Origin of the sequence: Bacillus sp. TH17 (assembly GCF_016651125.1) — a bacterium.
Classification (GTDB): Bacteria; Bacillota; Bacilli; order Bacillales; family Bacillaceae_G; genus Bacillus_A; species Bacillus_A mycoides.
The window spans coordinates 3,938,887-3,964,695 of the sequence record NZ_JAEKEN010000001.1 but is presented as its reverse complement, the minus strand read 5'-3'; the positions used below and the strand labels follow the sequence as shown (position 1 = coordinate 3,964,695).

The 25,809-nt window shown below is 37.0% G+C and carries 28 protein-coding genes; 18 read left to right on the top strand and 10 right to left on the bottom strand.

Features of this window, described 5'->3' with window-relative positions; genetic code table 11:
- Positions 1-3: 3 nt before the first annotated feature.
- Positions 4-978: an ABC transporter substrate-binding protein gene (locus tag JFT95_RS20285; RefSeq protein WP_201053084.1), complete on the bottom strand. Its 975-nt coding sequence runs from the start codon at positions 976-978 to the stop codon at positions 4-6.
- Between the two features lie 406 nt (positions 979-1,384).
- On the opposite strand from JFT95_RS20285, the gene JFT95_RS20280 reads away from it, so the two are divergent.
- From JFT95_RS20280 to uvrC, 8 genes are all read left to right on the top strand, one after another.
- Positions 1,385-2,458: a BclA C-terminal domain-containing protein gene (locus JFT95_RS20280; protein WP_201053082.1), complete on the top strand. Its 1,074-nt coding sequence runs from the start codon at positions 1,385-1,387 to the stop codon at positions 2,456-2,458.
- A 193-nt stretch (positions 2,459-2,651) separates the two neighbouring features.
- Entirely contained in the window at positions 2,652-4,337 is a 1,686-nt protein-coding gene (locus tag JFT95_RS20275) for a long-chain-fatty-acid--CoA ligase (RefSeq protein ID WP_113734146.1), read from the top strand.
- Positions 4,338-4,443: 106 nt separating this feature from the next.
- Complete coding sequence (locus JFT95_RS20270) at positions 4,444-5,031, top strand: fatty acid metabolism transcriptional regulator FadR (protein ID WP_012261773.1); 588 nt, start codon at positions 4,444-4,446, stop codon at positions 5,029-5,031.
- 11 nt (positions 5,032-5,042) lie between these two features.
- Positions 5,043-5,819 (top strand): enoyl-CoA hydratase, encoded by a 777-nt coding sequence (locus tag JFT95_RS20265; RefSeq protein ID WP_002088868.1) that lies wholly within the window; start codon positions 5,043-5,045, stop codon positions 5,817-5,819.
- Positions 5,820-5,897: 78 nt separating this feature from the next.
- Positions 5,898-6,671, top strand: a complete 774-nt coding sequence (etfB, locus tag JFT95_RS20260; protein ID WP_002088867.1) for an electron transfer flavoprotein subunit beta — start codon at positions 5,898-5,900, stop codon at positions 6,669-6,671.
- A 36-nt stretch (positions 6,672-6,707) separates the two neighbouring features.
- Positions 6,708-7,685, top strand: a complete 978-nt coding sequence (etfA, locus tag JFT95_RS20255) for an electron transfer flavoprotein subunit alpha (protein ID WP_002015402.1) — start codon at positions 6,708-6,710, stop codon at positions 7,683-7,685.
- Positions 7,686-7,897: 212 nt separating this feature from the next.
- Positions 7,898-8,212, top strand: coding sequence for a thioredoxin (gene trxA, locus JFT95_RS20250; protein ID WP_000974757.1), 315 nt, complete (start codon positions 7,898-7,900; stop codon positions 8,210-8,212).
- 154 nt (positions 8,213-8,366) lie between these two features.
- Positions 8,367-10,151 carry an excinuclease ABC subunit C gene (gene uvrC, locus JFT95_RS20245; RefSeq protein ID WP_063219801.1) on the top strand — a complete coding sequence of 595 codons (1,785 nt, stop codon included), beginning with the start codon at positions 8,367-8,369 and terminating at the stop codon, positions 10,149-10,151.
- A 115-nt stretch (positions 10,152-10,266) separates the two neighbouring features.
- Here the strand turns inward: uvrC and JFT95_RS20240 are convergent, their stop codons facing one another.
- Entirely contained in the window at positions 10,267-10,716 is a 450-nt protein-coding gene (locus tag JFT95_RS20240; RefSeq protein ID WP_002015405.1) for a YslB family protein, read from the bottom strand.
- A gap of 308 nt (positions 10,717-11,024) precedes the next feature.
- Here JFT95_RS20240 and sdhC point away from each other — a divergent pair, with 308 nt between their 5' ends.
- From sdhC to JFT95_RS20220, 4 genes are all read left to right on the top strand, one after another.
- Positions 11,025-11,651 (top strand): succinate dehydrogenase cytochrome B558, encoded by a 627-nt coding sequence (gene sdhC / locus JFT95_RS20235; RefSeq protein ID WP_002015407.1) that lies wholly within the window; start codon positions 11,025-11,027, stop codon positions 11,649-11,651.
- Between the two features lie 13 nt (positions 11,652-11,664).
- Positions 11,665-13,458, top strand: coding sequence for a succinate dehydrogenase flavoprotein subunit (gene sdhA / locus JFT95_RS20230; protein WP_002034228.1), 1,794 nt, complete (start codon positions 11,665-11,667; stop codon positions 13,456-13,458).
- On the top strand, positions 13,451-14,212 hold the full coding sequence (sdhB, locus tag JFT95_RS20225) for a succinate dehydrogenase iron-sulfur subunit (protein WP_002088861.1): 762 nt from the start codon (positions 13,451-13,453) through the stop codon (positions 14,210-14,212). The genes sdhA and sdhB overlap by 8 nt, the downstream gene beginning before the upstream one ends.
- Positions 14,213-14,457: 245 nt before the next feature.
- A complete protein-coding gene (locus JFT95_RS20220) occupies positions 14,458-14,901 on the top strand; it encodes an acyl-CoA thioesterase (RefSeq protein ID WP_098775512.1) in 444 nt (147 codons plus the stop codon).
- Positions 14,902-14,937: 36 nt separating this feature from the next.
- Here JFT95_RS20220 and JFT95_RS20215 read toward each other — a convergent pair whose 3' ends face one another.
- Positions 14,938-15,717 (bottom strand): M15 family metallopeptidase, encoded by a 780-nt coding sequence (locus tag JFT95_RS20215; protein WP_201053080.1) that lies wholly within the window; start codon positions 15,715-15,717, stop codon positions 14,938-14,940.
- Positions 15,718-15,971: 254 nt separating this feature from the next.
- Between JFT95_RS20215 and motA the strand changes: the two genes are divergently transcribed.
- Positions 15,972-16,766: a flagellar motor stator protein MotA gene (gene motA, locus JFT95_RS20210; protein WP_002088856.1), complete on the top strand. Its 795-nt coding sequence runs from the start codon at positions 15,972-15,974 to the stop codon at positions 16,764-16,766.
- A complete protein-coding gene (gene motB / locus JFT95_RS20205; RefSeq protein WP_033709465.1) occupies positions 16,756-17,544 on the top strand; it encodes a flagellar motor protein MotB in 789 nt (262 codons plus the stop codon). Before motA ends, motB begins: the two co-directional genes overlap by 11 nt.
- 28 nt (positions 17,545-17,572) lie before the next feature.
- On the opposite strand, the gene JFT95_RS20200 is transcribed toward motB, so the two are convergent.
- Entirely contained in the window at positions 17,573-18,400 is an 828-nt protein-coding gene (locus JFT95_RS20200) for a 5'-nucleotidase, lipoprotein e(P4) family (RefSeq protein ID WP_201053078.1), read from the bottom strand.
- A gap of 352 nt (positions 18,401-18,752) precedes the next feature.
- Here JFT95_RS20200 and JFT95_RS20195 point away from each other — a divergent pair, with 352 nt between their 5' ends.
- The 3 genes from JFT95_RS20195 (at position 18,753) to JFT95_RS20185 (ending at position 21,568) form a co-directional block, all read left to right on the top strand.
- Positions 18,753-19,637, top strand: a complete 885-nt coding sequence (locus JFT95_RS20195) for an ABC transporter ATP-binding protein (RefSeq protein ID WP_201053076.1) — start codon at positions 18,753-18,755, stop codon at positions 19,635-19,637.
- A gap of 2 nt (positions 19,638-19,639) precedes the next feature.
- Positions 19,640-20,866 carry an ABC transporter permease gene (locus tag JFT95_RS20190; RefSeq protein WP_201053075.1) on the top strand — a complete coding sequence of 409 codons (1,227 nt, stop codon included), beginning with the start codon at positions 19,640-19,642 and terminating at the stop codon, positions 20,864-20,866.
- Positions 20,867-21,136: 270 nt separating this feature from the next.
- Positions 21,137-21,568, top strand: a complete 432-nt coding sequence (locus tag JFT95_RS20185) for an Rrf2 family transcriptional regulator (RefSeq protein WP_002088848.1) — start codon at positions 21,137-21,139, stop codon at positions 21,566-21,568.
- 63 nt (positions 21,569-21,631) lie between these two features.
- Here the strand turns inward: JFT95_RS20185 and JFT95_RS20180 are convergent, their stop codons facing one another.
- From JFT95_RS20180 to JFT95_RS20160, 5 genes are all read right to left on the bottom strand, one after another.
- Positions 21,632-22,153, bottom strand: a complete 522-nt coding sequence (locus tag JFT95_RS20180) for an IS3 family transposase (protein WP_201052561.1) — start codon at positions 22,151-22,153, stop codon at positions 21,632-21,634.
- On the bottom strand, positions 22,150-22,512 hold the full coding sequence (locus JFT95_RS20175) for an IS3 family transposase (RefSeq protein WP_201052560.1): 363 nt from the start codon (positions 22,510-22,512) through the stop codon (positions 22,150-22,152). The genes JFT95_RS20180 and JFT95_RS20175 overlap by 4 nt, the downstream gene beginning before the upstream one ends.
- An 8-nt stretch (positions 22,513-22,520) precedes the next feature.
- Entirely contained in the window at positions 22,521-22,817 is a 297-nt protein-coding gene (locus JFT95_RS20170; RefSeq protein WP_002135468.1) for a transposase, read from the bottom strand.
- 114 nt (positions 22,818-22,931) lie between these two features.
- Positions 22,932-23,597 carry an aquaporin gene (locus JFT95_RS20165; RefSeq protein WP_002067333.1) on the bottom strand — a complete coding sequence of 222 codons (666 nt, stop codon included), beginning with the start codon at positions 23,595-23,597 and terminating at the stop codon, positions 22,932-22,934.
- Between the two features lie 142 nt (positions 23,598-23,739).
- Complete coding sequence (locus JFT95_RS20160; protein WP_201053073.1) at positions 23,740-24,705, bottom strand: DMT family transporter; 966 nt, start codon at positions 24,703-24,705, stop codon at positions 23,740-23,742.
- Positions 24,706-24,805: 100 nt separating this feature from the next.
- On the opposite strand from JFT95_RS20160, the gene JFT95_RS20155 reads away from it, so the two are divergent.
- Positions 24,806-25,378 (top strand): helix-turn-helix domain-containing protein, encoded by a 573-nt coding sequence (locus JFT95_RS20155; RefSeq protein ID WP_002138507.1) that lies wholly within the window; start codon positions 24,806-24,808, stop codon positions 25,376-25,378.
- A 70-nt stretch (positions 25,379-25,448) separates the two neighbouring features.
- Here JFT95_RS20155 and JFT95_RS20150 read toward each other — a convergent pair whose 3' ends face one another.
- Positions 25,449-25,634: a PspC domain-containing protein gene (locus JFT95_RS20150; protein ID WP_201053072.1), complete on the bottom strand. Its 186-nt coding sequence runs from the start codon at positions 25,632-25,634 to the stop codon at positions 25,449-25,451.
- Between the last annotated feature and the right edge of the window lie 175 nt (positions 25,635-25,809).

Sequence of the window (25,809 nt, the reverse complement as noted above, 5' to 3'; positions counted from 1 at the left end):
TAATCACTTCTTCGCTGTCATTACATCTGCTACTTGTGTTGCTAAAGATTTTGCAGACTCAGGACCACCGAAAATCCAAGTGTCGCCTTTTAATTTATACATTTTGTCTTCTTTTTTGAAATTTAACCCTTCCCAAGCAGGGTTACCTTTTAGTTGCGTGTCAAAAATGTTATCATCATCCGCTACAATGTAAATGAAGTTTGAATTTTGTACACTTTGTAATGATTCTACAGTTGTTTGTTTGAAACCATCTGCCTCTGATTTCCCAGCTTCAAAAGTGTTTGTTAAACCTAATTTTTTTGTAACTTGTAAAGCTGTAGAATTGTCAGTCAATATACGGAATGTTGGTACGTTTTTAGCTGTAAATGCTTGTACCATTGCGATGTTTTTATCTTTTAAGTCTGCTTTGTCAATTTTCGCTTTTGCATCTGCAAATGTTTTATCCATATCAGCTAATACTTTTTTACCTTCTTCTTCTTTTCCAACTGCTTTTGCAATTTGTTTAAATGTCTCTGTCATTTCAGCAAAGTGATCGTTATTGCTTGTTGATGGATCGAACATAACTGTAGGAGCGATTTGCTCTAATTCGTTTTTAATAGCTTTACTACGGAATGAAGCTGTGATAATTAAATCTGGTTTTAGACGGCTAATTTCTTCTAAGTTTGGTTGTTGACGTGTTCCTACATCGACAACATCTTTACCTGGTTTTGTTGCTGTATTTACCCATTTATTATAATTCTTAATGTCTGCCATCCCTACTGGCTGAACACCAAGCGCTAATAAGTCTTCTGAATATACCCACTCAAGTACAACAACTTTTTTCGCTGGTTTATCTAACTTCGTTTCCCCTTCAGCGTGTTTAATTGTTATAGCTTGATTTTTATTGTCCGCTTTTGTTTCTTTTTTCTCCTCTTTTTGCTGCCCGCATCCAACAGCGAATAGAAGAACTACTATGAAAATACTGAAAATTCTCTTCATCTTCTGCCCCCAAATAAAATGTTTTATTTGCAATATGTACGATATTGAAAATCGTTATCAATTACAACACCAAAATCATACTATGAGGGCGTTTTAAGTGTCAATATTTTTTTAAAATTTTGACTAAAAATAATGATTTATACGGATTTTAATATATCGTATTGAAATGCATACGTGTATCAAGGTTGAAGGAGCTGAAATTCCTTTAATGAGGAAGGCGAAAGTACAAGCGAAAGGAGAGCGTATTGCATGTAATATTTATTAGAATGTAAGGAAAAAAACTTTGTTTATAAAAGGTTTGTTCCAGAGCGGGTAGTTGATAAGGAAAATAAAAACTGATTTTTATTAGAAAGATATTTTTAATTAGTGGGCTTACTTAAAAGATCGAACACGAAGGAGGGTCAACATGTCTTTATGGAGTAATAATGCAAATGGATATTGTGGATGTAATAATCAAAATGGTTTACATGTTGATTCGTGCTGTTTTAGTTGCGATGGGACAGTTCCTAAGCTCGGTCCAACAGGTCCAACAGGAGCGACAGGTGATACAGGAGCGACAGGTTCAACGGGAGCAACGGGAGCAACGGGAGCAACGGGAGCAACGGGAGCAACGGGAGCAACGGGAGCAACGGGAGCAACGGGAGCAACGGGAGCAACGGGAGCAACGGGAGCAACGGGAGCAACGGGAGCAACGGGAGCAACGGGAGCAACGGGAGCAACGGGAGCAACGGGAGCAACGGGAGCAACGGGAGCAACGGGAGCAACGGGAGCAACGGGAGCAACGGGAGCAACGGGAGCAACGGGAGCAACGGGAGCAACGGGAGCAACAGGAGCAACGGGAGCAACGGGAGCAATAGGAGCAACAGGAGCAACAGGAGCAACGGGAGCAACAGGGGCAACGGGAGCAACAGGAGCAACGGGAGTAACGGGAGCGACAGGAATAACGGGAGCAACAGGAATAACGGGAGCAACGGGAGCGACAGGAATAACGGGAGCAACAGGAGCAACGGGAGCAACAGGTCCAACGGGAGCAACAGGTGAAACAGGAGCGACGGGAGTAACAGGTACAAGTATAACTGCGACGTATGCATTTGCGAATAATACATCGGGTACGGCAATATCAGTATTACTTGGTGGGACAAATGTCCCACTTCCAAATAATCAGAATATCGGTCCAGGAATTACAGTGTCGGGGGGGAACACAGTATTTACGGCCGCAAATGCAGGGAATTATTATATTTCATATACAATTAATATAACAGCTTCATTATTAGTTAGTTCGCGAATTACAATTAATGGGGCACCGCTTGCTGGGACTATCAACTCTCCTGCATTAGCAACGACTTCATTTAGTGCAACAATTATTACGACTCTTGCAGCGGGGAGTGCAATTAGTTTGCAGTTGTTTGGATTGTTAGCTGTTGCCACGTTATCAACGACTACACCTGGTGCAGTTTTAACGATTATAAGATTAAGCTAAGTAACGTGAACTCTCTTATTCTTTTAAAATTAAGAGAGTTTATACATATAATAAGAAGTTAACGAAGTAAAGCATAGTTATACAAAAGTCAGAATATTATGATTGTAACGCTGTTAAGACTATAATATAATGAAAACAATCATCATGAATGAACATTCATTTATTTTCACAAGTATTGGAAGGGGGAATGAGAGTGGAAAAACCTTGGTTGCAGAGTTATCCAGAGGAAATCCCAGGTACGATTTCATATGATATTCAGCCACTTCATGGATATTTAGAGAAAATGGCTGCTCGTTATCCAGAAAAGAAAGCGCTTCACTTTTTAGGTAAAGATGTTACATTTTCAGATTTCCATGACAAGGTAAAGAAATTTGCGAATTACCTTCAAAGGCTTGGTATTGAAAAAGGCGATAGAGTTGCGATTATGTTACCGAATTGTCCGCAATCTGTAATTGGTTATTATGGTACTTTGCTTGCGGGGGGGATTGTTGTACAAACGAATCCTCTTTATACAGAAAGAGAGCTTGAGTACCAACTTCATGACTCAGGGGCAAAAGCTATTCTTTGCCTGGATTTAGTGTTTCCGAGAGTTACTAATGTTCAAACTGCAACAAAGCTTGAGCATATTATCGTAACCCGTATTGCAGATTTTTTACCATTCCCTAAAAATTTACTTTATCCATTTGTACAAAAAAAGCAGGCAAATCTTGTTGTGAATGTGTCGGAAAGCGAAACGATTCATCTTTGGAAATCGGTAGAAAGAGAAAGTAATGCTGATGTTGAAGTTCCATGTGATCCCGAAAATGATCTAGCCCTTTTGCAGTATACAGGGGGAACGACAGGGTTTCCAAAAGGGGTTATGTTAACGCATAAAAACCTCGTTTCGAACACTTTAATGGGAGCGCATTGGTTATATAATTGTAAAGAAGGAGAAGAGGTAATTCTTGGTGTTCTTCCGTTTTTTCATGTGTACGGGATGACAGCTGTAATGAATTTAAGTATTATGCAAGGATATAAAATGGTGCTTATTCCGAAGTTTGATATGAAAATGGTTTTTGAAGCAATTAAGAAACATAAAGTTACACTATTTCCAGGAGCACCAACCATTTATATTGCTCTATTAAATAGTCCTCTTTTAAAAGAATATGATATTTCTTCAATTCAGGCTTGTATTAGTGGTTCTGCACCGCTTCCTGTAGAAGTGCAGGAGGAGTTTGAGAGAGTTACAGGTGGTAAATTAGTAGAAGGTTATGGATTAACGGAGTCATCACCAGTTACACATGGGAATTTTTTGTGGGAAAAGCGTGTGCCGGGAAGTATTGGGGTACCGTGGCCGGATACAGAGGCAATCATCATGTCACTTGAAACAGGAGAGTCATTACCTCCAGGTGAAATTGGTGAAATTGTTGTAAAGGGCCCACAAATTATGAAAGGGTATTGGAATAAGCCAGAAGAAACGGCAGCTGTACTGCAAGATGGCTGGCTCCATACAGGTGATGTAGGATACATGGATGAGGATGGCTTTTTCTATGTGAAAGATCGTAAGAAAGATATGATCGTTGCTAGTGGCTTTAACGTATATCCTCGTGAAGTAGAAGAAGTGTTATATGAACACGAAAAGGTGCAAGAAGTGGTAACAATCGGTGTTCCTGATCCGTATCGAGGGGAAACTGTAAAAGCGTTTGTTGTTTTGAAAGAAGGCGCTGAGTGTTCTGAAGAAGAATTAGATCAGTTTGCACGTAAATATTTAGCAGCTTACAAAGTTCCGAAGGTATATGAGTTTAGAAGTGAGTTGCCGAAGACGACAGTCGGAAAAATTTTACGTCGTGTCCTAATAGATGAAGAGAAGAGAAAGAATGAGGATGAGCAAACGGGCTAAGGCCCTTTCTTTTTGAAAAAATAGGATTGACACTTTTCTAAATAGTCAGTATTATAAGAATATGAATGACTATTCATTCAGTCATCTTCTTGAAGGGGACAGTAAAGTGAAGAAAAATAGACCGAAATACAATCAGATTATTGATGCTGCAGTCATTGTGATTGCGGAGAATGGATACCATCAAGCGCAAGTTTCTAAAATTGCAAAGCAAGCTGGGGTAGCTGATGGCACGATTTATTTATATTTTAAAAATAAAGAAGATATATTAATATCCTTATTCCAAGAGAAGATGGGAGAATTTGTTGAAACAATTCGTCAAAAAATAGCAGGAATTGAAAGCGCTGTAGCGAAGTTATTCATGTTGGTAGAAACGCACTTCTTGCTGTTGTCACAAAATGATCCTCTTGCTATCGTTACGCAATTAGAGCTAAGGCAGTCCAATCAAGACTTGCGCCTTAAAATAAATGAAGTATTAAAAGGCTACTTACAAGTTATGGATGAGATTTTAGAGACAGGTATAAAGCAAGGTGAATTTCAGGCGGATTTAAACGTTCGCGTGGCAAGACAAATGATCTTTGGAACAGTAGATGAAGTTGTGACCAATTGGGTAATGAGCGATCATAAGTATGATCTGGTCGCACTTTCAAAAACGGTACATGGGCTACTTATTGCAGCTTGTGGTTATCGTCAATAATGGGAGGGATCATGTTGAAATTCCTATCTGTAAAAGTTGAAGATCATATCGCGGTGGCGACGTTAAATCATGCGCCAGCTAATGCGATGTCTTCACAAGTTATGCATGACGTTACTGAATTAATCGATCAAGTGGAAAAGGATGATAACATTCGTGTTGTTGTTTTACATGGTGAAGGACGCTTCTTCTCAGCAGGGGCAGATATTAAAGAATTTACATCTGTTACTGAAGCGAAGCAAGCAACAGAGTTAGCACAGCTTGGACAAGTTACGTTTGAGCGTGTTGAAAAATGCTCAAAACCAGTTATTGCGGCAATTCATGGAGCGGCACTTGGCGGCGGCCTTGAGTTTGCTATGTCTTGCCACATGCGCTTTGTAACTGAAAGTACAAAGCTTGGTTTACCTGAATTAACACTTGGATTAATTCCTGGTTTTGCAGGTACACAGCGCTTACCACGTTATGTTGGTAAAGCGAAAGCTTGTGAAATGATGTTAACAAGTACACCAATTACTGGTGCAGAAGCATTACAATGGGGACTTGTTAACGGAGTGTTTTCTGAAGAATCCATTTTAGAAGATACGCTTAAAATTGCAAAACAGATTGCTGGAAAAAGCCCAGCAACAACTCGTGCTGTGCTAGAGTTATTACAAACGACAAAATCGTCTCATTATTATGAAGGTGTACAGCGTGAATCACAGATTTTTGGTGAAGTATTTACGAGTGAAGATGGAAGAGAAGGCGTAGCAGCGTTTTTAGAAAAACGTAAGCCTTCATTTAGTGGTAGGTAGTCCAATTATTTTTTTAATAAAAATTAACAGAATTTTAAAATTGATAGAATCTTTCTGAAAAATAAGGGGGTAAATGGAATGAACATCTACGTACTCATGAAACGAACATTTGACACAGAAGAAAAAATCGTAATTAAAAACGGTGCAATTTACGATGGCGAAGCGGAATTCATCATCAACCCTTACGATGAATATGCGATTGAAGAAGCGATTCAAGTAAGAGATGCACAAGGTGGAGAAGTTACTGTTATAACAGTTGGTGGCGAGGATAGTGAAAAAGAACTTCGCACAGCATTAGCGATGGGCTGCGATAAAGCGGTACTAATTAACATTGAAGATGATGTTGAGAATGGTGACCAATTTACAACAGCAAAAGTGCTCGCTGAATATTTAAAAGATAAAGAAATCGATTTAATTTTAGGCGGGAACGTTGCGATTGACGGTGCATCTGGACAAGTTGGTCCACGAGTAGCTGAAGCGTTAAATATCCCATACGTAACGACGATTACGAAGCTTGAAATTGATGGTACAAATGTGAAGATTGAGCGTGATGTTGAAGGGGATACAGAAGTAATTGAATCATCATTACCTCTTCTAGTAACAGCGCAACAAGGTTTAAATGAACCGCGTTATCCATCACTTCCAGGTATTATGAAAGCGAAGAAGAAGCCACTAGAAGAAGTAGAATTAGATGATTTAGATTTAGAAGAAGATGATGTGGAAGCAAAAACAAAAACAATTGAAATCTATTTGCCTCCTAAGAAAGATGCAGGAAAAGTGTTACAAGGCGAGCTGCAAGATCAAGTAAAAGAACTTGTATCGTTGCTCCATACAGAAGCGAAAGTAATCTAATAAAATACGAAATTATATATGCAGGAGGGAAAATCTATGGCTCGTAAAGTATTAGTAATGGGTGAAGTTCGTGATGGATCGCTACGTAACGTTTCGTTTGAAGCGGTAGCAGCAGCAAAAACAATTGCAGAAGGCGGTGAAGTGGTAGGTCTTCTAGTTGGAGACAGCGTTGCCTCTTTTGCAAATGAATTGATTCATTACGGTGCAGATCGCGTTGTGACAGTTGAAAATGATAAATTAAAATCATATACATCTGATGGATATGCACAAGCGTTTTTAGCTGTATATGCTGAAGAAAAGCCAGAAGGCATTGTATTTGGACATACGGCACTTGGTAAAGATTTATCACCAAAATTAGCAGCGAAATTAGAAGCTGGTTTAATTTCTGACGTAACGGCTTTAGAAGTTGAAGGTGGAAATGTTATCTTCACTCGTCCGATTTACTCTGGTAAAGCATTTGAGAAGAAGATCGTAACAGATGGTATATTATTTGCGACAGTGCGTCCAAATAACATTGCAACTCTTGAAAAAGACGAGTCTCGCACAGCTGACGTGTCTTCTATTACAGTTGATGTGAAAGATTTACGTACAATCATTCAAGATGTTGTCCGTAAAACTGCAGAAGGTGTTGATCTTTCTGAAGCGAAAGTTATTATAGCTGGTGGACGTGGTGTGAAGAGTGAAGAAGGATTTAAACCGTTAAAAGAATTAGCTGACGTACTAGGCGGCGCTGTTGGAGCATCTCGTGGTGCTTGTGATGCTGAGTACTGTGATTATTCATTACAAATTGGTCAAACAGGTAAAGTTGTTACACCAGACCTATACATTGCATGCGGGATTTCTGGTGCAATTCAGCATTTAGCTGGTATGTCTAATTCAAAAATAATCGTTGCGATTAATAAAGATCCAGAAGCTAGTATCTTCAAAGTAGCTGACTATGGTATTGTCGGTGATCTGTTTGAAGTATTACCTCTTTTAACAGAAGAGTTTAAAAAGTTAAAAGTACATTCATGATTTGAGTACCCTTGAGTTCCAAGTGAAGTACCCCTATATATAGAAAAAGGTGAGAGATCCCCTGTCTCTCATCTTTTTAGTATTTCATCCATATTTTTATATAGTATAAAGGAACATTTTTTTTGTTACAATACATAACGATACATAATATTCGCCACGTATAAAAGTTAATGATATACTCTTGGTAGAATATACTTGAAGGAGGAAATAAAATGGCAATTATAAATGCAAATGACCAAAGCTTCGCAGCTGAAACTAGCGAAGGTGTTGTACTATTAGATTTCTGGGCGCCTTGGTGCGGACCTTGTAAAATGATCGCTCCTGTATTAGAGGAAATCGATTCAGAGTTAGGCGAGAAAGTAAAAGTAGTAAAAGTGGACGTTGATGAAAACCAAGAAACTGCTCGTCAATTCGAAGTAATGAGCATTCCAGCTCTTTTCGTATTAAAAGACGGTAAAGTGGTTGATCAAGCGTTAGGATATAAACCGAAAGAAGCGTTAGTAGAATTAGTTTCTAAACACTTCTAAAATAAAGAAGCTACCATTTGGTAGCTTTTTTTATTTTCTTTTTTACAACCTTTCCGTTACAATAAAAGAACGTATGTTGGGTGTTTTGGCATAGTATGTTTTTATGTGAAAATAAAAATGATAAGCATAAGCATGTAGAAATGGAGGGAGACGAGTGCACGAGCATTTAAAAGAGAAGTTAGCAATTTTGCCCGATCAACCTGGTTGTTATTTAATGAAGGATAAGCAGGGAACGGTTATATATGTCGGAAAAGCAAAGGTACTCAAAAATCGTGTGCGCTCGTACTTTACTGGTTCGCATGATGGGAAAACACTTCGGCTTGTTGGAGAAATTGTTGATTTTGAATATATTGTGACTTCCTCAAATTTGGAGGCTCTTATTTTAGAGTTAAATTTAATAAAAAAATATGATCCAAAATATAATATTCAATTAAAAGATGATAAAACATATCCTTTCATTAAAATTACAGCTGAAAAACAGCCGCGCTTACTCATTACGCGAAATGTAAAAAAGGATAAAGGAAAGTACTTTGGGCCTTATCCAAATGCGCAATCGGCACATGAAACAAAGAAATTATTAGATCGTATGTATCCACTTCGTAAATGTTCAAATATGCCAGATAAAGTTTGCTTGTATTATCATATGGGTCAATGTTTAGCACCTTGTGTGAAAGAAGTAACGGATGAGCAAAACAAAGAAATTGTTGATGAAATTATTAAATTCTTAAACGGTGGGCATAAAGAAATTCGTTCAGAATTAGAAACGAAGATGTATGAGGCTTCAGAAAAGCTAGAATTTGAACGGGCGAAAGAGTTGCGAGATCAAATTGCTCATATTGATGCAATTATGGAAAAGCAAAAGATGATTATGAGTGATTTAGTGGATCGCGATGTGTTTGGATATGCAGTTGATAAAGGGTGGATGTGTGTTCAAGTTTTCTTCGTTCGAAAAGGAAAGCTAATTGAACGTGATGTTTCTATGTTTCCGATTTATGATGAACCAGAAGAGGGATTTTTAACTTTTATCGGTCAATTTTATGAAAACAGTAGTCATTTCAAGCCGAAGGAAATTGTTGTTCCAGGAAGTATAGATTCAGAATTAGTAGAGCGCTTTTTAGAAGTTGAAGCGACACAGCCGAAGCGTGGGAAGAAAAAAGATCTTGTGGAATTAGCAAATAAAAATGCGAAAATTGCACTAGAAGAGAAATTTCACTTAATTGAACGTGATGAAGAACGGACGATTAAAGCTGTTGATAATCTAGGGAAGCAACTAGGGATTGAAACACCATATCGTATTGAAGCGTTTGATAATTCAAATATTCAAGGAACAAATCCTGTTTCAGCAATGATTGCTTTTATCGATGGGAAACCAGCGAAGAAAGAATATCGGAAATATAAAATTAAAACGGTTCAAGGTCCTGATGATTACGAATCTATGAGGGAAGTTGTAAGACGCCGTTATACGAGGGCGCTTAAAGAGAATTTACCTTTACCAGATTTAATCATTATTGATGGTGGAAAAGGCCATCTGGCCGCTACAAGTGATGTTCTGGAGAATGAACTCGGATTATATATTCCGATGGCAGGGCTTGTAAAAGATGACAAACATAAAACATCACATTTAATTATTGGAGCTCCGCCTGAACCTGTGATGCTTGAGAGGAATAGCCAAGAATTTTATTTATTGCAACGCATTCAAGATGAAGTGCATAGATTTGCAATTACATTCCATCGCCAGTTGCACGGGAAATCGGTCATTCAATCAGCATTGGATGATATTCCAGGAATCGGCGATAAACGAAAAAAGGTATTGCTAAAACATTTTGGTTCATTAAAAAAGATGAAAGAAGCTTCCATATCGGAATTTGTCGAAGCAGGTATGCCGAAAAATGTTGCAGAGATGATTTATACTTATTTAACAGATAAGAAGACGTTGTAGTTTACAACGTCTTCTGTTTTTCGGTATAATTTCTGAAGATTTAAAATAAACACACCTAAATGAATATACAAAAAAGTCAACTAAACTTATATGTCTAGTTGACTGTAAGTAGATGCTACACTTCAATGAGATCTTTTATATCCCATTTAACAAGAAATGTAATAGAGTCTGAACGCTTTTTCTGTTCCTCATAGGACTCTGCAACGACGTTTCTTTGTCTTTGAATTTGCTCGGCGATAAATCCAGCTTCTAATTGATAAGATGAATGTCTTTTTTGTTTTTGACGCTCAGTAATAAGTGTACCTTTAAGTTGAAACTGCATTTCACGACGTTTATGTTCAATGATACTTAAAGTGCCCCAACCAGCTTTTTCAAAAAACTGAATGACTTCTTCAATTGTTTCTAGCGGATATTTTCTCGCAAGGTTTCTACCAGCCCAGTATAAAATACCATCTAAATCGTTACCAATTAAATCAGGTAGTAATTCTTCACGTAGCAATTCATAAGCGAAGGCGTTCAATGAAACATCTTCTAAAGATGTTATATCGATTGTATTTTTGCTCACAATATTCCCCTCTTTCTATAGGGATTATTATATAACATTTTTCATTTATAAAAATAGATTTTTCTTTGGGGAAATCTGAATATATAAGAAAAAAAAGAATTGGCAAATTATATGCAAATTATGTGCAAATTATGTATACGTTTTCTTGACGCTTCGACAAAAATAGGGGTAAAATGAACTTGTTATCAAATTATGCTGAAATATTTCGAATAATTTTTTCAGTTTTTCTTATGCCAATAGTGAAAAAACATTATTGTTGTAAATTAATCTGAAAACAGCAGTCAAACATTCAAGGGGGTAATGGGGACATGAAAGGCCGCGAGTATACGTTTCGTAAGTGGCACTCATTAATGGGGGTCATTCCGGTTGGTGTCTTTTTGACGCAACATTTAATTGTAAACAACTTTGCAACAAGGGGAGCAGAGGCTTTTAACAAAGCTGCAGGCTTTATGGAGCTCCTTCCATTCCGGTATGCGCTAGAAATTTTCATCATCTTTTTACCTATACTGTACCATGCTATATATGGCTTATATATTGCATTTACAGCTAAGAACAATGCGGTATCTTACGGCTATTTCCGTAACTGGATGTTCGTCTTCCAACGAATTTCAGGTATCGTTACGCTGATCTTCATTTCTTGGCACGTCTGGGAAACTCGTATTCAAGCATTGTTAGGTAAAGAGGTAAACTATGATATGATGGCAGATATTTTAAACAACCCATTTATGTTTGGTTTCTATTTAGTTGGTGTTGTTTCAACAATTTTCCACTTTGCAAATGGACTATGGACATTCTGTATAAGCTGGGGAATTACAGTATCTCCACGTTCACAAAGAATCTCTACTTATGTAACATTAGCTATTTTCTTAGGTCTATCTTATGTAGGTGTGAGTGCATTATTAGCGTTCATCGATCCACAGCTAGCAAACCAGTAAGGAGTGGGAGAGCATGAAAGGGAAACTTATAGTAGTCGGCGGTGGCTTGGCCGGCTTAATGGCAACGATTAAAGCGGCAGAAGCAGGAGTAAATGTTGAACTATTTTCTTTAGTACCAGTAAAACGTTCACATTCTGTATGTGCCCAAGGTGGAATTAACGGTGCCGTAAATACAAAAGGTGAAGGGGATTCTCCATGGATCCACTTTGACGATACAATTTATGGTGGGGACTTCTTAGCGAACCAACCACCAGTTAAAGCGATGTGTGATGCAGCACCTGGTATTATTCATTTAATGGATCGCATGGGTGTTATGTTCAACCGTACGGAAGAAGGACTTCTGGATTTCCGTCGTTTCGGTGGAACACAACATCACCGTACAGCATTTGCTGGCGCAACAACTGGTCAACAATTACTATATGCATTAGATGAGCAAGTACGTCGTCATGAAGTAGCAGGACTTGTAACGAAATATGAAGGTTGGGATTTCTTACGAGCTGTTGTAGATGATGAAGGTGTGTGCCGAGGAATCGTCGCGCAAGACTTACAAACTATGGAGATAAAAAGTTTCCAAGCTGATGCCGTGATTATGGCAACAGGGGGCCCTGGTATCATCTTTGGAAAATCAACAAACTCTATTATTAATACAGGTACAGCAGCGTCTGCTGTATATCAACAAGGTGCATATTATGCGAACGGTGAGTTCATTCAAATTCATCCAACGGCAATTCCTGGAGACGATAAGTTACGTCTTATGAGTGAATCTGCACGTGGTGAAGGTGGACGTGTTTGGACGTATAAAGATGGTAAGCCATGGTACTTCTTAGAAGAAAAATATCCAGCTTACGGAAACCTTGTACCTCGTGATATTGCAACGCGTGAAATCTTTGATGTTTGCGTAGAGCAAAAACTAGGTATTAACGGTGAAAACATGGTGTACTTAGATCTTTCTCATAAAGATCCGAAAGAACTAGATATTAAACTTGGTGGAATTATTGAAATCTATGAGAAATTTACAGGTGATGATCCTCGTAAACTACCAATGAAAATCTTCCCAGCAGTTCACTATTCAATGGGCGGATTATGGGTTGATTATAAGCAAATGACAAGTATTCCAGGTTTATTTGCAGCAGGTGAGTGTGATTATTCTATGCACGGTGGTAACCGCCTTGGTGCGAACTCATTATTATCAGCAATTTACGGTGGTATGGTAGCAGGACCGAACGCAATTGAGTATATGAAAGGTCTTTCTAAATCATCTGATGCTGTTTCATCTACTGTATATGAGCAAAATGAATTAATTGAAACAGAGAAATTTAACAATATTTTAATGCTTGATGGTAACGAAAATGCATATGTTCTTCATAAAGAGCTTGGAGAATGGATGACAGATAACGTTACAGTAGTTCGTGAAAATAAAAAGTTACTAGAAACTGATGCGAAAATTGAAGAGTTAATGGCGCGTTACAAACGCATTAACATTAACGATACAGCAAGATGGAGTAACCAGGGTGCTTCATTTACACGCCAACTTGCAAATATGTTCGAGTTAGCACGTGTTATTACAATTGGCGCATATAACCGTAATGAAAGCCGCGGAGCGCATTACAAACCAGAATTCCCAAATCGTGATGATGCAAACTTCTTAAAAACTACGATGGCGAAATTTGAGGGAGAAGGAAAGGCACCGGCATTCCATTACGAAGAAGTGGATGTTTCATTAATTAAACCACGTAAACGTGACTATTCCTCAAAACATGATGTAGCTGCTAAGGGTGAAGAGAAGGGGGATAAGCAACATGTCTGAGAAAACAATCCGCCTCATCATTACGAGACAAGATGGACCAGATGCACAAGAGTTTGATCAAGAGTTTGAAATTCCATATCGTCCAAATATGAACATTATTTCGGCACTGATGGAAATTCGTCGTAATCCTGTTGATTCAAAAGGAAACCAGACGACTCCGATTGCATGGGATATGAACTGTTTAGAAGAAGTATGTGGTGCTTGTTCGATGGTGATTAACGGAAAACCACGTCAATCATGTACAGCTCTTATTGACCAGTTAGAGCAACCAATTCGCTTAAAGCCGATGAAGACATTCCCGATTGTACGTGATTTACAAGTTGACCGTAGCCGTATGTTTAACGCGTTAAAACGTGTTAAAGCTTGGATTCCAATCGACGGTACGTACGACCTAGGGCCAGGTCCAAGAATGCCAGAGAAAAAGCGTCAATGGGCATATGAACTTTCGAAATGTATGACATGTGGTGTTTGCTTAGAGTCATGTCCGAACGTAAACAGTAAGTCTGACTTTATTGGACCAGCACCGCTTTCACAAGCGCGTTTATTTAACTCGCATCCAACTGGTGAAATGCATAAAGCAGATCGCTTACGTGCAATTATGGGTGATGGAGGACTTGCAAACTGTGGTAACTCTCAAAACTGTGTGCAATCATGTCCGAAAGGTATTCCATTAACAACTTCAATTGCAGCATTAAACCGTGATACAACAATTCAATCGTTCAAAGATTTCTTTGGTAGCGACAATAACTATTAATAAATATTGCCTCTTCATGTTGAAGAGGCAATATTTATAACTTTATATTTCTGTTTATTCTGTTTATCCCGCATTAACGGGCAGTAAAACTCCCACCTCAAAATTCAGGTGGAGCAAAGAAGCTAGGTGGGAGATCAACTGCCCGTAAACGCCCGATTGGTTCAACTAATAATCAGTGGGGGATGAACAAAGCCCCCACTGATTAAAGTTTCACTTTATTTTAAGGGCGAAAAGGAGAGGGAACGATGAAGAGAATTTCTTATATTGAAGACTTTGAGCAATGGGAAAGTGGTTTTTCATTTTATAATCCTGTCAAAGTTCGTTTTGGTGAAGTAGATATGTTTGGACATGTAAATAATGTCGTTGCTTTTACATATTTTGAAGAAGCTCGTATCGCATTATTTAAAGAACTTGGATTTATGCAAGAATGGACACATGAATCATCAGAAACGATGATCGTTGTTGCAGATTTACAATGTAATTTCATTAAGCAAATTTATTTTGATGAACAGTTGAAGGTATATGTAAAGGCAGAGACGGTTGGGAATTCTTCTTTAGATTTACACTATATGGTCAAAAATGCAGGAGGAGAAGTTTGTTTAGTTGGACGCGGTATGATGGTGCAAGCATCGAAAAAAACTGGAAGAGGCGAACCGTGGCCGGAGGAATGGAAAAAATTGCTGATATAATAGAATAAAAGAAAAATAAGAGAGCGATTCGCTCTCTTATTTTTTGTCCTCCATCGCCTCTTCTAATGTTAGATGGTGTTTATATATGTATGCGGCATATGGATTGCCGACGTAGCGTAAGTGCCACGGTTCGTATGAATACTCTGTTGTCTTTGTTTTATCCTCTAAATAACGAATGACAAATCCGAACTCATGGGCATGTTCTGCAACCCATTTTCCTTCTGCTGTCTCTCCGAAGATTGGTTCTAATTGGAATTTAGCAGATTTTGAGCTAATATCCATTGCTAGACCAGTTTGATGCTCACTTGTTCCAGGAATTGCACTTACCGAATCAGCTTCAGCTTTTCCTTGGCGTTTAATATATGTGTTATGTAATGACTGTTGGCGTTTGTAAGAACGGTAACCTGAAACTGCTGTAAGTTCTAACCCTTCTTCTTTTGCTGCTTGGAACATCTGCTCAAGAGCGTCTGCAGCATCTTTACAAAGTAATGTTTTCTCTTTATCTTTTGGACTAGTAAATGGTACGTTCGGTTTCGTCAAATCTTCTGGAATGTACCCATCTGGTAATTTACGATGTTTATTGACTAATACAAGAGCAGAATCTGGGTTTGTTACAACGGAAAATTTATCATTTAGTTTCTTTGCATTAGGATTAGCTTTTGGAAAAGCAGGGATTTCTTCTTTTGGATGGTTACTATGCTTTTGACTTTCGACAGCTTTCGCCTCGTTTTGCAGTGGTGATTTAGAACCAAAGTAAGAGAAAGATGTGATACCGATTACAATAGTAGCGGCAGAAATAATTATTATCTTTTTCATGATACCTTGTAATCACTGTCCTTTCTTAATAAAATATGTATCGGTTTTATTATAAGTCTAGCTTATTGAAAAAGAAATATAAGAGTCGTAACGTAATAGAAATGCAAAGAAAATGTCAGAAAATGTAGTATTTTTTCATATAATTCATTTCTTATCTTTCATGAAGTCCATTTTTTATGTAATATATGTATATAAGAAGATGTAGCGATTATCAAGAATAAAAGACTTCTTGTATAGACTAGGAGTGAGTGGGAATGGATTTTGCAACAATTATTGGAATCATTTTAGGAGTATTAGCGGTAGTCGTAGGGATGGTCGTCAAGGGCGCTGACATAACAGCCTTACTAAATCCTGCCGCAGCACTAATTATTTTCGTCGGTACATTTGCTGCAGTGTGTATTGCATTTCCGATGAATCAACTAAAAAAAGTTCCAAAATTATTTAAAGTTCTTTTTGGTTCAAATAAAAAAGATTTAAGTTATGAACAATTGCTAGAATTATTTGTTCATTGGACATCTGAGAGTAGAAAATACGGTATTTTGTCTTTAGAGCAACAATTAGATGAAATTGAAGATGAATTTCTTTTGCGTGGTATGAAATTTGTTATTGATGGTGTATCTGCAGAGGATTTAGAACAAATTTTAGAAGCCGAATTAGAAGCGATTGAAGAGAGACATGCAAAAGGGGCTGCTATTTTTTCGCAAGCTGGTACATATGCACCTACACTAGGGGTTTTAGGTGCTGTTATTGGTCTTGTAGCTGCACTTGGAAATTTAACTGATATTGAAAAGCTAGGGCATGCTATTTCAGGTGCGTTTATTGCAACGATTTTCGGTATTTTTTCAGGTTACGTATTATGGCATCCATTTGCAAACAAATTGAAGCAAAAGTCTGCTGCTGAATTAGAGAAGAAACGTTTAATTATTGATTGTTTATTAATGTTACAAGAAGGTACATATCCGTTTATTATGAAAAACCGCATTTTAGGTGCGCTTTCTGCGACTGAGCGTAAGAAGCTAGAAAAAGGAGCGGAAAAAAATGCGGAGTAAGAAAAATAGAAGAGGCAAAAAGAAAAAACATGAAGAGCATATTGATGAAACTTGGTTAATTCCGTATTCTGATATGCTAACTTTGTTGTTTGCACTGTTTATTGTTTTATTTGCAATGAGTAGTATAGATGCTGCGAAATTTAAACAGATGGCAGTTGCTTTTCGAAGTGAGTTAGCCGGTGGAACAGGAAATAAAGAATTTTTAAGTGATCAAAAACCAAATGAGGAAAAAGAATTATCAGCAAGTAGCCTTGAGGCAGAACAAGCAAAAAAACAAGCGGAAGATAGAGCTAAAGAAAAAAAAGAAATGGATGAGTTGAAAGCATTACAAAAAAAGATTGATCAATATATTAATGAGAAACAACTATCCTCTTCTTTTCAAACTAAGTTAACTGAAAAAGGATTAATGTTAACGATATTAGAAAATGTACTATTTGACTCAGGGAAAGCAGATGTGAAATTGGAATCGTTAGGGATTGCAAAAGAGATGTCTAACCTACTTGTTTCAGCATCACCTCGTGAAATTACAGTGTCTGGTCATACAGATACTGTTCCTATCGCAAATGCTCAGTTTGCATCAAACTGGGAGTTAAGTACACAGCGTGCCGTTAATTTTATGCAGGTATTACTTCAAAATAAAGATTTGCAACCAGAAAAATTTAGTGCAATTGGTTACGGAGAATACCGTTCAATTGCACCAAATGATACACCAGAAGGAAAAGCAAAAAATAGACGTGTAGAAGTATTTATTTTACCTTTAACAAGAAATATGCAATAAAAGAGGATGGCGAAAGCCATCCTCTTTGTTATTTTGCATCAAATGATTTTAAATTGTCACGACGAATTTTATCTTTTTCTGCATCTGATTTTTTGAAATCATAGTCATATAAAGCGCCTTCCCAATCGCCATACATCGGATTAGGGAAAATGATGAATTTCTCACCAAATTGTGCTTTTGAATCTGCGACTGTTTGATTGCGATCTTTTACAGATTTTCCATCAAAACCAGTGAAGTCAGATAAGTTGTCACCGAAGAATAGGACGATGTCATGTGTTTGAGAAACAAGTTCACGACGCTTTTCTTTTCCTTTTTCTTTCGGGTCCTGTAGTAATATATGTTCTTTCGTCGCTTGAGGAGCACCTACGCGCTCAAGGTTTTTAATTGTTGCATCTAGTTGATTTGTTTTACGATTTGAGATGTAGTAAATATCTACACCTTTAGACTCTGTATATTTTAAGAAATCAATAGCGCCTGGAAGAGCGTCAGCTTCAGCCTTATTAATCCAATCGTCCCATTTATAAGGATAGCCTTTTCCTGTTTTTACGCTCATTGCTTGATGAGGACTGTTATCTAAAACAGTTTCATCTAAATCAAGTACGATAGCAGGTTTTTTGTTTGTGCCTTTTGCAAGAGCTGCATCAAGCTTCAATTGACCAATATTGTATCCTTGGTAGTATAGTGCTTTCGTTTCACCAGCTGTTTGATACCATAAATCAGCCATCAATTGCTGGTCTGTTAATTTTACTTTTTCTTCTTTCGCCACTGTTTTCTCAGCTGTTCCTGAACATGCTACAAGCGATGTGGAAAGAACGGCTACAGATAATAAAGTGGTAATACCCCTCTTCATCTTCATATGTATCCTCCTTGATGTTAGTAAATCATTTAATATTATATATTAAAATATAATGCTTTTTATATTTTTTTTATGAACATTTGCATATTGTCTTTTGTATATGTAGTAGTTTGTCCTATATTAGAAAGATGGGTTAAATAATAATAATTATTTTGACAAGTTTTATTGTCGTAATGACAATTATAATTGACAAAAACGGGATTTTTATTTACAATTTTAACTAAATGAAACAAATGATGGGTTAGGTGTAGTGATACATATAAGAGAATGAAATATAGTACTATATTTCATTCTGAACAATCATAGGCTTTAACAGAGGGTACGAATGATAATAAAGGGGAGGCTTTATACATTGAGTTTACAAATTCAAAAATTAACAAAAATATTCGGAGAATCTAAAGCGGTTAATGGTTTGCAAATCTCGTTACCGAAAGGTGAAGTGTTAGGGTTACTTGGCCGAAATGGTGCAGGGAAAACAACGACAATTAAAATGTTACTAGGCTTATTAACGCCAAATGAAGGTTCTATTACGTGGGATGGAAAATCATTTGGTGATAGCGGGGTAACAATTGGATATTTACCAGAAGAAAGAGGATTATATACAAAAAGTAGAGTAATAGATCAGTTGCGATATTTTGGCAGATTAGAAGGAATGACGAAGAAAGAAGTGGATCTTGCAATTGATCACTGGTTAGAGCGATTAGCAATTCCAGAATATAAATTTAAAACGGCAGGGGAGCTTTCGAAAGGGAATCAACAAAAAATTCAATTGATTGCTGCTCTTCTTCATGATCCAGAACTTCTTATTTTAGATGAACCATTTAGCGGACTTGATCCAGTTAATGCGGGAATGTTAGCTAATATTATTGGAGAACAAGTACAGAGTGGAAAGACAATTATTTTATCAAGTCATCGTATGGAGCAAGTAGAGGCTTTTTGCCAACATGTATGTATTTTGAAAAAAGGCGAAGCGGTCGTAGAAGGACAGTTAAGTGATATTAAGAAAGAATACGGTTTCCGTAATTTAACTATTGAAGATACAGTAGAGAATGAAAAGGGATTAGAAGCTATACACGTTCCGTATGAAAAACAACAAGGCCTTCTTTATGTAAAAGTACAAGGCGATGCAGAAGCTCTAAAGATTTTGCAACAATTGCAAGAACAAGGTGTTGGTTTACGACAATTTAAAATGTTAGAGCCGACGTTAAACGAAATCTTTGTAGAGAGGGCGAAATAAAGATGCGTAAATTTTCTCATGTATTTTCATTTTATTTTAAAGAAGCATTTTTATCTAAAAAATCATTAATTACGAGTGCGATTTTATTTTTGGTTGTGTTTGGGATTTTTGCATTTAATCATTTTACTTCAGGCGATGATAAAAATAAGGATAAAGATAAAATTGCAGTTGTAGTAGAGAGTTCCGCATACAAAGTACAAAAAGAAGAGCTAAATAAGCTATTGCCATCAGCAAAAATAACGGTCGGTTCAAAAGATGATTTTGATAAACTACATAAGCAAGTAGAAGAGGGAGATTTAGATGGTCTATTCCATGTGACGGAAAAGAATGGAGTTCCAGAAGTTACGTATATGTTTAATAAGTTACCTAGTGAAACAACTTCTACAATTATAGCTAGTTATTTAAAAGCGCAATATACGGCGGTAACAATTGCTAAACATAATGTTTCACCGGAAATTGCACAGCAATTGCAAACCGAAATTTCTGTGAAACAAGAAGCGATAAAAGATCGTTCTGCTTCCGCAGGAATCGCATATTTCTTTACATTTGCTTTGTATATGTTTATTATCATGTTCGGAAGTACAATTGCGATGAATATTGCTTCTGAAAAAGCTTCTCGCGTTATGGAAGTTATGATTCCGAAAGTAAAACCACTTACGATGATGTATGCGAAAATTTTAGCGGTTGTTTCAACGGCGTTATTACAACTTGCCATATTGGCATGTGGTTACTTGGTTCCTTGGTTACTAGGATGGGTAGATTTAGAAAATGGTTCATTATTTGGAGCGCCAATTGATTTTACAAAGATAGATGCACAAGTTATCGGTATGTTCCTTATTTATTTTGTTACAGGATATTTCCTTTATGCGATGATGTATGCGGCTGCTGGAGCGGTTGTCTCTAGGACTGAGGATTTACAAGGTGTTATATTGCCAGTATCGATTTTAATAATGGCCGCGTTCTTTATAAGTATTAAATCGCTAGGTGATCCAAATAGTACTGTTGTTGTTGTAAGTTCTTACGTTCCATTCTTCAGCCCGATGATCACATTCTCACGCTTTGTAGCTGGTGAAGCTGGTATGTTAGAAATTACGATAACAATGGCGGTTCTTTTAACAACAATCGGTATATTAAGTGCTGTTACAAGCCGCATTTACGTAAATGGTGTAATGAATTACTCTGATAAAGTGAAGTTTAAAGATTTGGCGAAATTTATAAAGCGTCAATAATAGAGGGAAAGCATGATTTTCTAATGGAATCATGCTTTTTCTTTACCCCGCATTAACGGGCAGTAAAACTCCCATCTCAAAATTCAGCTGGAGCAAAGAAGTTAGATGGGAGATCAACTGCCCGTAAACGCCCGATTGGTTCAACTAATAATCAGTGGGGGATGAACAAAACCCCCACTGATTAAAGTTTCACTTTATGTATAAATTAAAAATAGTATATAATGATAAGAGTCGTCTTTTAATAGAATGAATAAAAAGGAGGGTGTGCAGATGGGAATTAGTAGTCGTTTTACAGTAGGTGTTCATATGTTAACGTTACTTGCAATAGATCGAAACTCTCGCTGTACCTCTGAATGGATTGCTGGTAGTGTGAATACAAATCCAGTTGTGATTCGTCGCATTACAGGAATGTTGAAGAGAGCAGGACTTGTTGATGTACAAGCTGGTAAAGGTGGTACAACACTTGCTCGTGATTTAGATGAAATTACATTACTTGATGTATATAAAGCTGTGGAAGTTGTAGAAGAAGGACATCTATTTTCTTTCCATGAAAATCCCAACATTGAATGTCCAGTAGGAGCTAATATTCAATCGGTATTAGAGATTATTTTAATACAATCGCAAGAAGCGATGGAAAACGTACTTGCAAATGTAACGGTGCAGCAATTAGTTACAAATTTAAAGTCGAAAATTAAAGAATAAAAAAAAGCGAGTTTCCTCATGTGCAGTGACCCCTGTCAAGTAGACAGTATTTAAAAAGCGCAACTAAGCAACCTGAGTTCTATATTTATATGGACTCAGGTTATTTAATTTCTTTTGAAATCTTTGATGATTATAAAAGTGCATATATTTACGCACGGCAAGTTTGACCTCATTCGCTTTACGGAAGGAGTATAAATGAAAACACTCTGCCTTAAAGTGACTGAAGAAGTTTTCCATACAAGCATTATCCCAACAGTTGCCTCTTCGAGACATACTTGCCTTCATCTGATATTTTTTAAGTAATTGATTATATTGACGAGATGTATACTGGGATCCTTGATCACTATGTAAGAGGATTCCCTTCACATTTCGTTTTTTCTTTGCCTTTTTAAGCGTATCTAAAACAAGCTTTAAGTCGTTTCTACGACTGGTTTCATAGGCAACAATTTCATTATTGTATAAATCCTTAATAGCGGATAAGTACAAGCGCTGTCCATTGAAAATCAAATAGGTAATATCGGTTACCCATTTCTCATTCGGTTTTGAAGCCTGAAACTCCCTATTTAGATGGTTCTCTGAAATCACATAAGCTTCTTTTTTCCGTAATAAGGTCGTTTTTTCCTAATTACGGCTTTGATACCTAGTTCACTCATCAATCTTTGGATGTGCTTATGGTTCAAATGAAGGTTATATGTGGCTTTCAGCCACACTTGTATTCTTCTATATCCATAAATTCCTCTTAATTTTTTATGACACTCCAATATCTTTTTCTTAATTTCGATATCCTCTGATTGTTTTTTAGAAGGCGTCGTATGCCGTTTTAGCCATTTGTAGTATCCACTTCTGGTTACACCAGCAATATCGCATAGAATGGTCACTGTATAACCTGTTTTTGTCATTTCATGGATGACTTCGAATTTTTTTATTTTGGATACGACTTTCATTCCTCCTTTTACATCCCTAAGAGCTTTTTTAACATTTCATTTTCCGCTTCTAATCGTCTGATCTTAGCTTCAGGATCTTCGGGTCTAACCCTTGGTCTACCTAAACCTGGTCCTTTCGCTTTACCGCGTTTTTCTTCTAGTCCTTTGATTCCTTCAGCTTCAAAGTGTTTCACCCAACGACTTACAACCGAGTGATGAATACCTAATTCTTTCGCAATGGTTTTATAGCTCATGCCTTCTTTTAAGTATAAATCTATAGCTTGTTTCTTAAATTCTACATCGTAAGTGACTCTAATTTTTCCCATGAAAAAATCCCCTCCATAGTAAACAGGTTAATGTGCTTTCTTTTTCCTGTCTACTATAAGGGGATCATATCAATGATGAGGGCTCGCTTTTTTTATTCGGAAATATTGAAAGTTCTATTTTTCCGTATTTAAAATAAACTTTCCTACAACAGCTGCTACGATACCACCAAAAATTGGGGCAACGATGAACACCCATAGTTGAGAAATTGCTTCTCCGCCAGCGAATAGAGCTGGTGCGATACTACGAGCTGGGTTAACAGATGTTCCAGTTAACGGAATACCTAATAAGTGAATTAATACTAATGTGAAACCAATTACTAGTCCAGCTAAAGAAGAACTTCCCTTTTTACCTGTTACAGCAACGATAACTAAAACAAATACGAAAGTTAAAATGAATTCAACTAAAAATGCTCCAGATAAACCAAGAGTTCCAAAACTATTTTGTCCTAAATTATCTAAAGGTAATTTAGCAGATCGTAAAATTGTTACTAACGTTGCAGTTCCTAATAAACCACCTAAAATTTGAGCTAATAAATAATAGCTAAGTTCCATAGCGTTCATTCTTTTGTTGATGAACATAGCGATTGATACTGCTGGGTTAATATGACATCCAGAAATTGTTCCAATGCTATATGCCATAGCTACGATAGATAATCCGAAAGCCATAGCGATACCTAATGTTCCAATTCCTTCAATTCCACCACCAATGACAGCTACTCCAGTTCCGAATAATACAAGTACAAATGTACCAATAAATTCAGCAATTGCTTTTTTTAACATAATTTACCTCCTATTAATGCACATGAAACGTATTATAACATAGGTTTTAGTATAAACAGCTAATGAAATACTATTCTGATAAGGCGAAATAGGGAGATAATAAAAATAGATATGGTTCTATGAAGAAGAACCATATCTATTTTTATGCTGATTTTTTTTGTTTAATGACTGGAACAGAACGGTTTAAAACGCTATTTACGATCATTCCTAGCATGATAATAATCATCCCAATCAGTGACAGCCCGCTCGGGAATGAACCATTTAAGAAAATAATCTCACCAAGCACAGTGAAGACCATCGTTCCAGCTTGTGTTGCTTCAACAGCTCCAAGTAAAGCAAGATTGTCTTTTGCTAAGTCAGTAGCAAAGAAAAATGTCATCGTCGCAATAACTCCGGAACATAATGCTAACAAAAATCCTTGCATCATTTGACTTGATGATGGAATACCGGTAGTGGAAAATCCGTATATACCAAGTAGGATTGTAATAGGGAGACTTCCGATTGCCATTCCTAATACACGTTGGAATGCATCAAGACGCCCGCCAACAAGTTCCATCATTTTTCGGTTACCGAAGGGATATAAGAAAGCTGCTAAAACGACAGGTAAAAATCCCGAGATGAACTGAGTCATTGTAATATGACCCGCTTCAGTAGCTTGCATACAAAGTACACCAAGTAAAATAAATAAAGCGACGTATAAACTGCGTAGTGGAATTTTTCCACGTACAAGTTTTGTACCTGATTTTGTTTCTATTTTAATGAAGAATAATGGCGATAAAAGTAAACCTGCTAATATCGTAACTTGCCAAGTTCCAGCAACGAGCCAAGCTGGAGAAAAAACAGCTGCGAAACTTAATAAAGAATAGAAGCCGATGCCAGCGACAGAGCCCCACCCGATCCATACAAATGGATGTTTTTTTAATTCTTCCCATAAAGCTCCTAAGTTTTTGCGAAATAAAACGATAAGGAATAAAATAGGGAGAGCAAATAGAAAACGGAAGGAAGCAGTCCAAGCCCAGCTTGTTCCAGATACATTCATTGCTCTGTTAATAATAAAGGTTGCAGAAAAAAAGGCCGATGATAAAAGACCTAGTAATATTGCGCGCATGAAGTATGGCACTCCTTTCGAAATTGAGTATTTATGTATAGTATAATATACTTAAATTAATTAAAAGTAAACTATTTTATATTTCAAGGTGGTTTTATATATGAAAGAAAATGAAGATATACAAACGAAAGAAGTAATTCAGCAAGTAGGTCAGCTATTAAGACAAATTCGAAATGAACAAAAATTAAGTTTAGAAGAATTAGCCCAAAAAACAGGGGTTAGTAAATTAACATTAGGGAAAATTGAGAGAGGCGAAACGAATCCAACGTTAGCTGTCATTTGGAAAATAACGAAAGGGTTATCGATTCCTTTATCGAGATTAATGGTTGTTGGAGAACCTGTAGCTGTTGCGCGCTGCGGAGAAGGATTTGCAGTAGATGTAGGACAAGCATGGCATTTAGAAACGATGTTCCGTTACACGAAAGAAACAGGGATGGAAATGCACCGTGCTTGTTTAAGGGCGAATAGTATATATGAACCGGAAGCTCATCATGAAGGAGCAATTGAGCTTGTAACAGTAATGAAAGGGAAAGTTTCTATTCAAGTTGAGAATGACGTATATGTGCTAAATGAGTTTGACTCCATTCAGTTTGAAGCTAATAAGAAACATAGTTATAAAAATGAAGAGGATGAAGTAGCGGTATTACATTTAACGATGAAATATTCTTCATGAAAAAATCCCCTATAGAAAAATCTATAGGGGATTTTTTATACGCTATGCTCAAATATATGAAAGAATGTTATTAGTAAGAGCGTGGCATAAGTAATAAACAAATAAAATAAACTAAAAACCCCGTCCCAAAACATAAAATAGCAATGCCCCAAAGTATGCGAATGAGAGTAGAGCTAATATCAAAATATTCTCCTAAACCACCGCATATACCAAATAACATTTTATCAGTTTCGGATTTATATAACCTCTTCGACATATTATGATCCTCTCCTTTTTATATCACCGCTGTTATGTATGAGTGATACAGTGTACTTTTATTCTATATGGAAATTTATCCCGCATTAACGGGCAGTAAAACTCCCACCTCAAAATTCGGCTGAAGCAAAGAAGTTAGGTGGGAGATCAACTGCCCGTAAACGCCCGATTGGTGA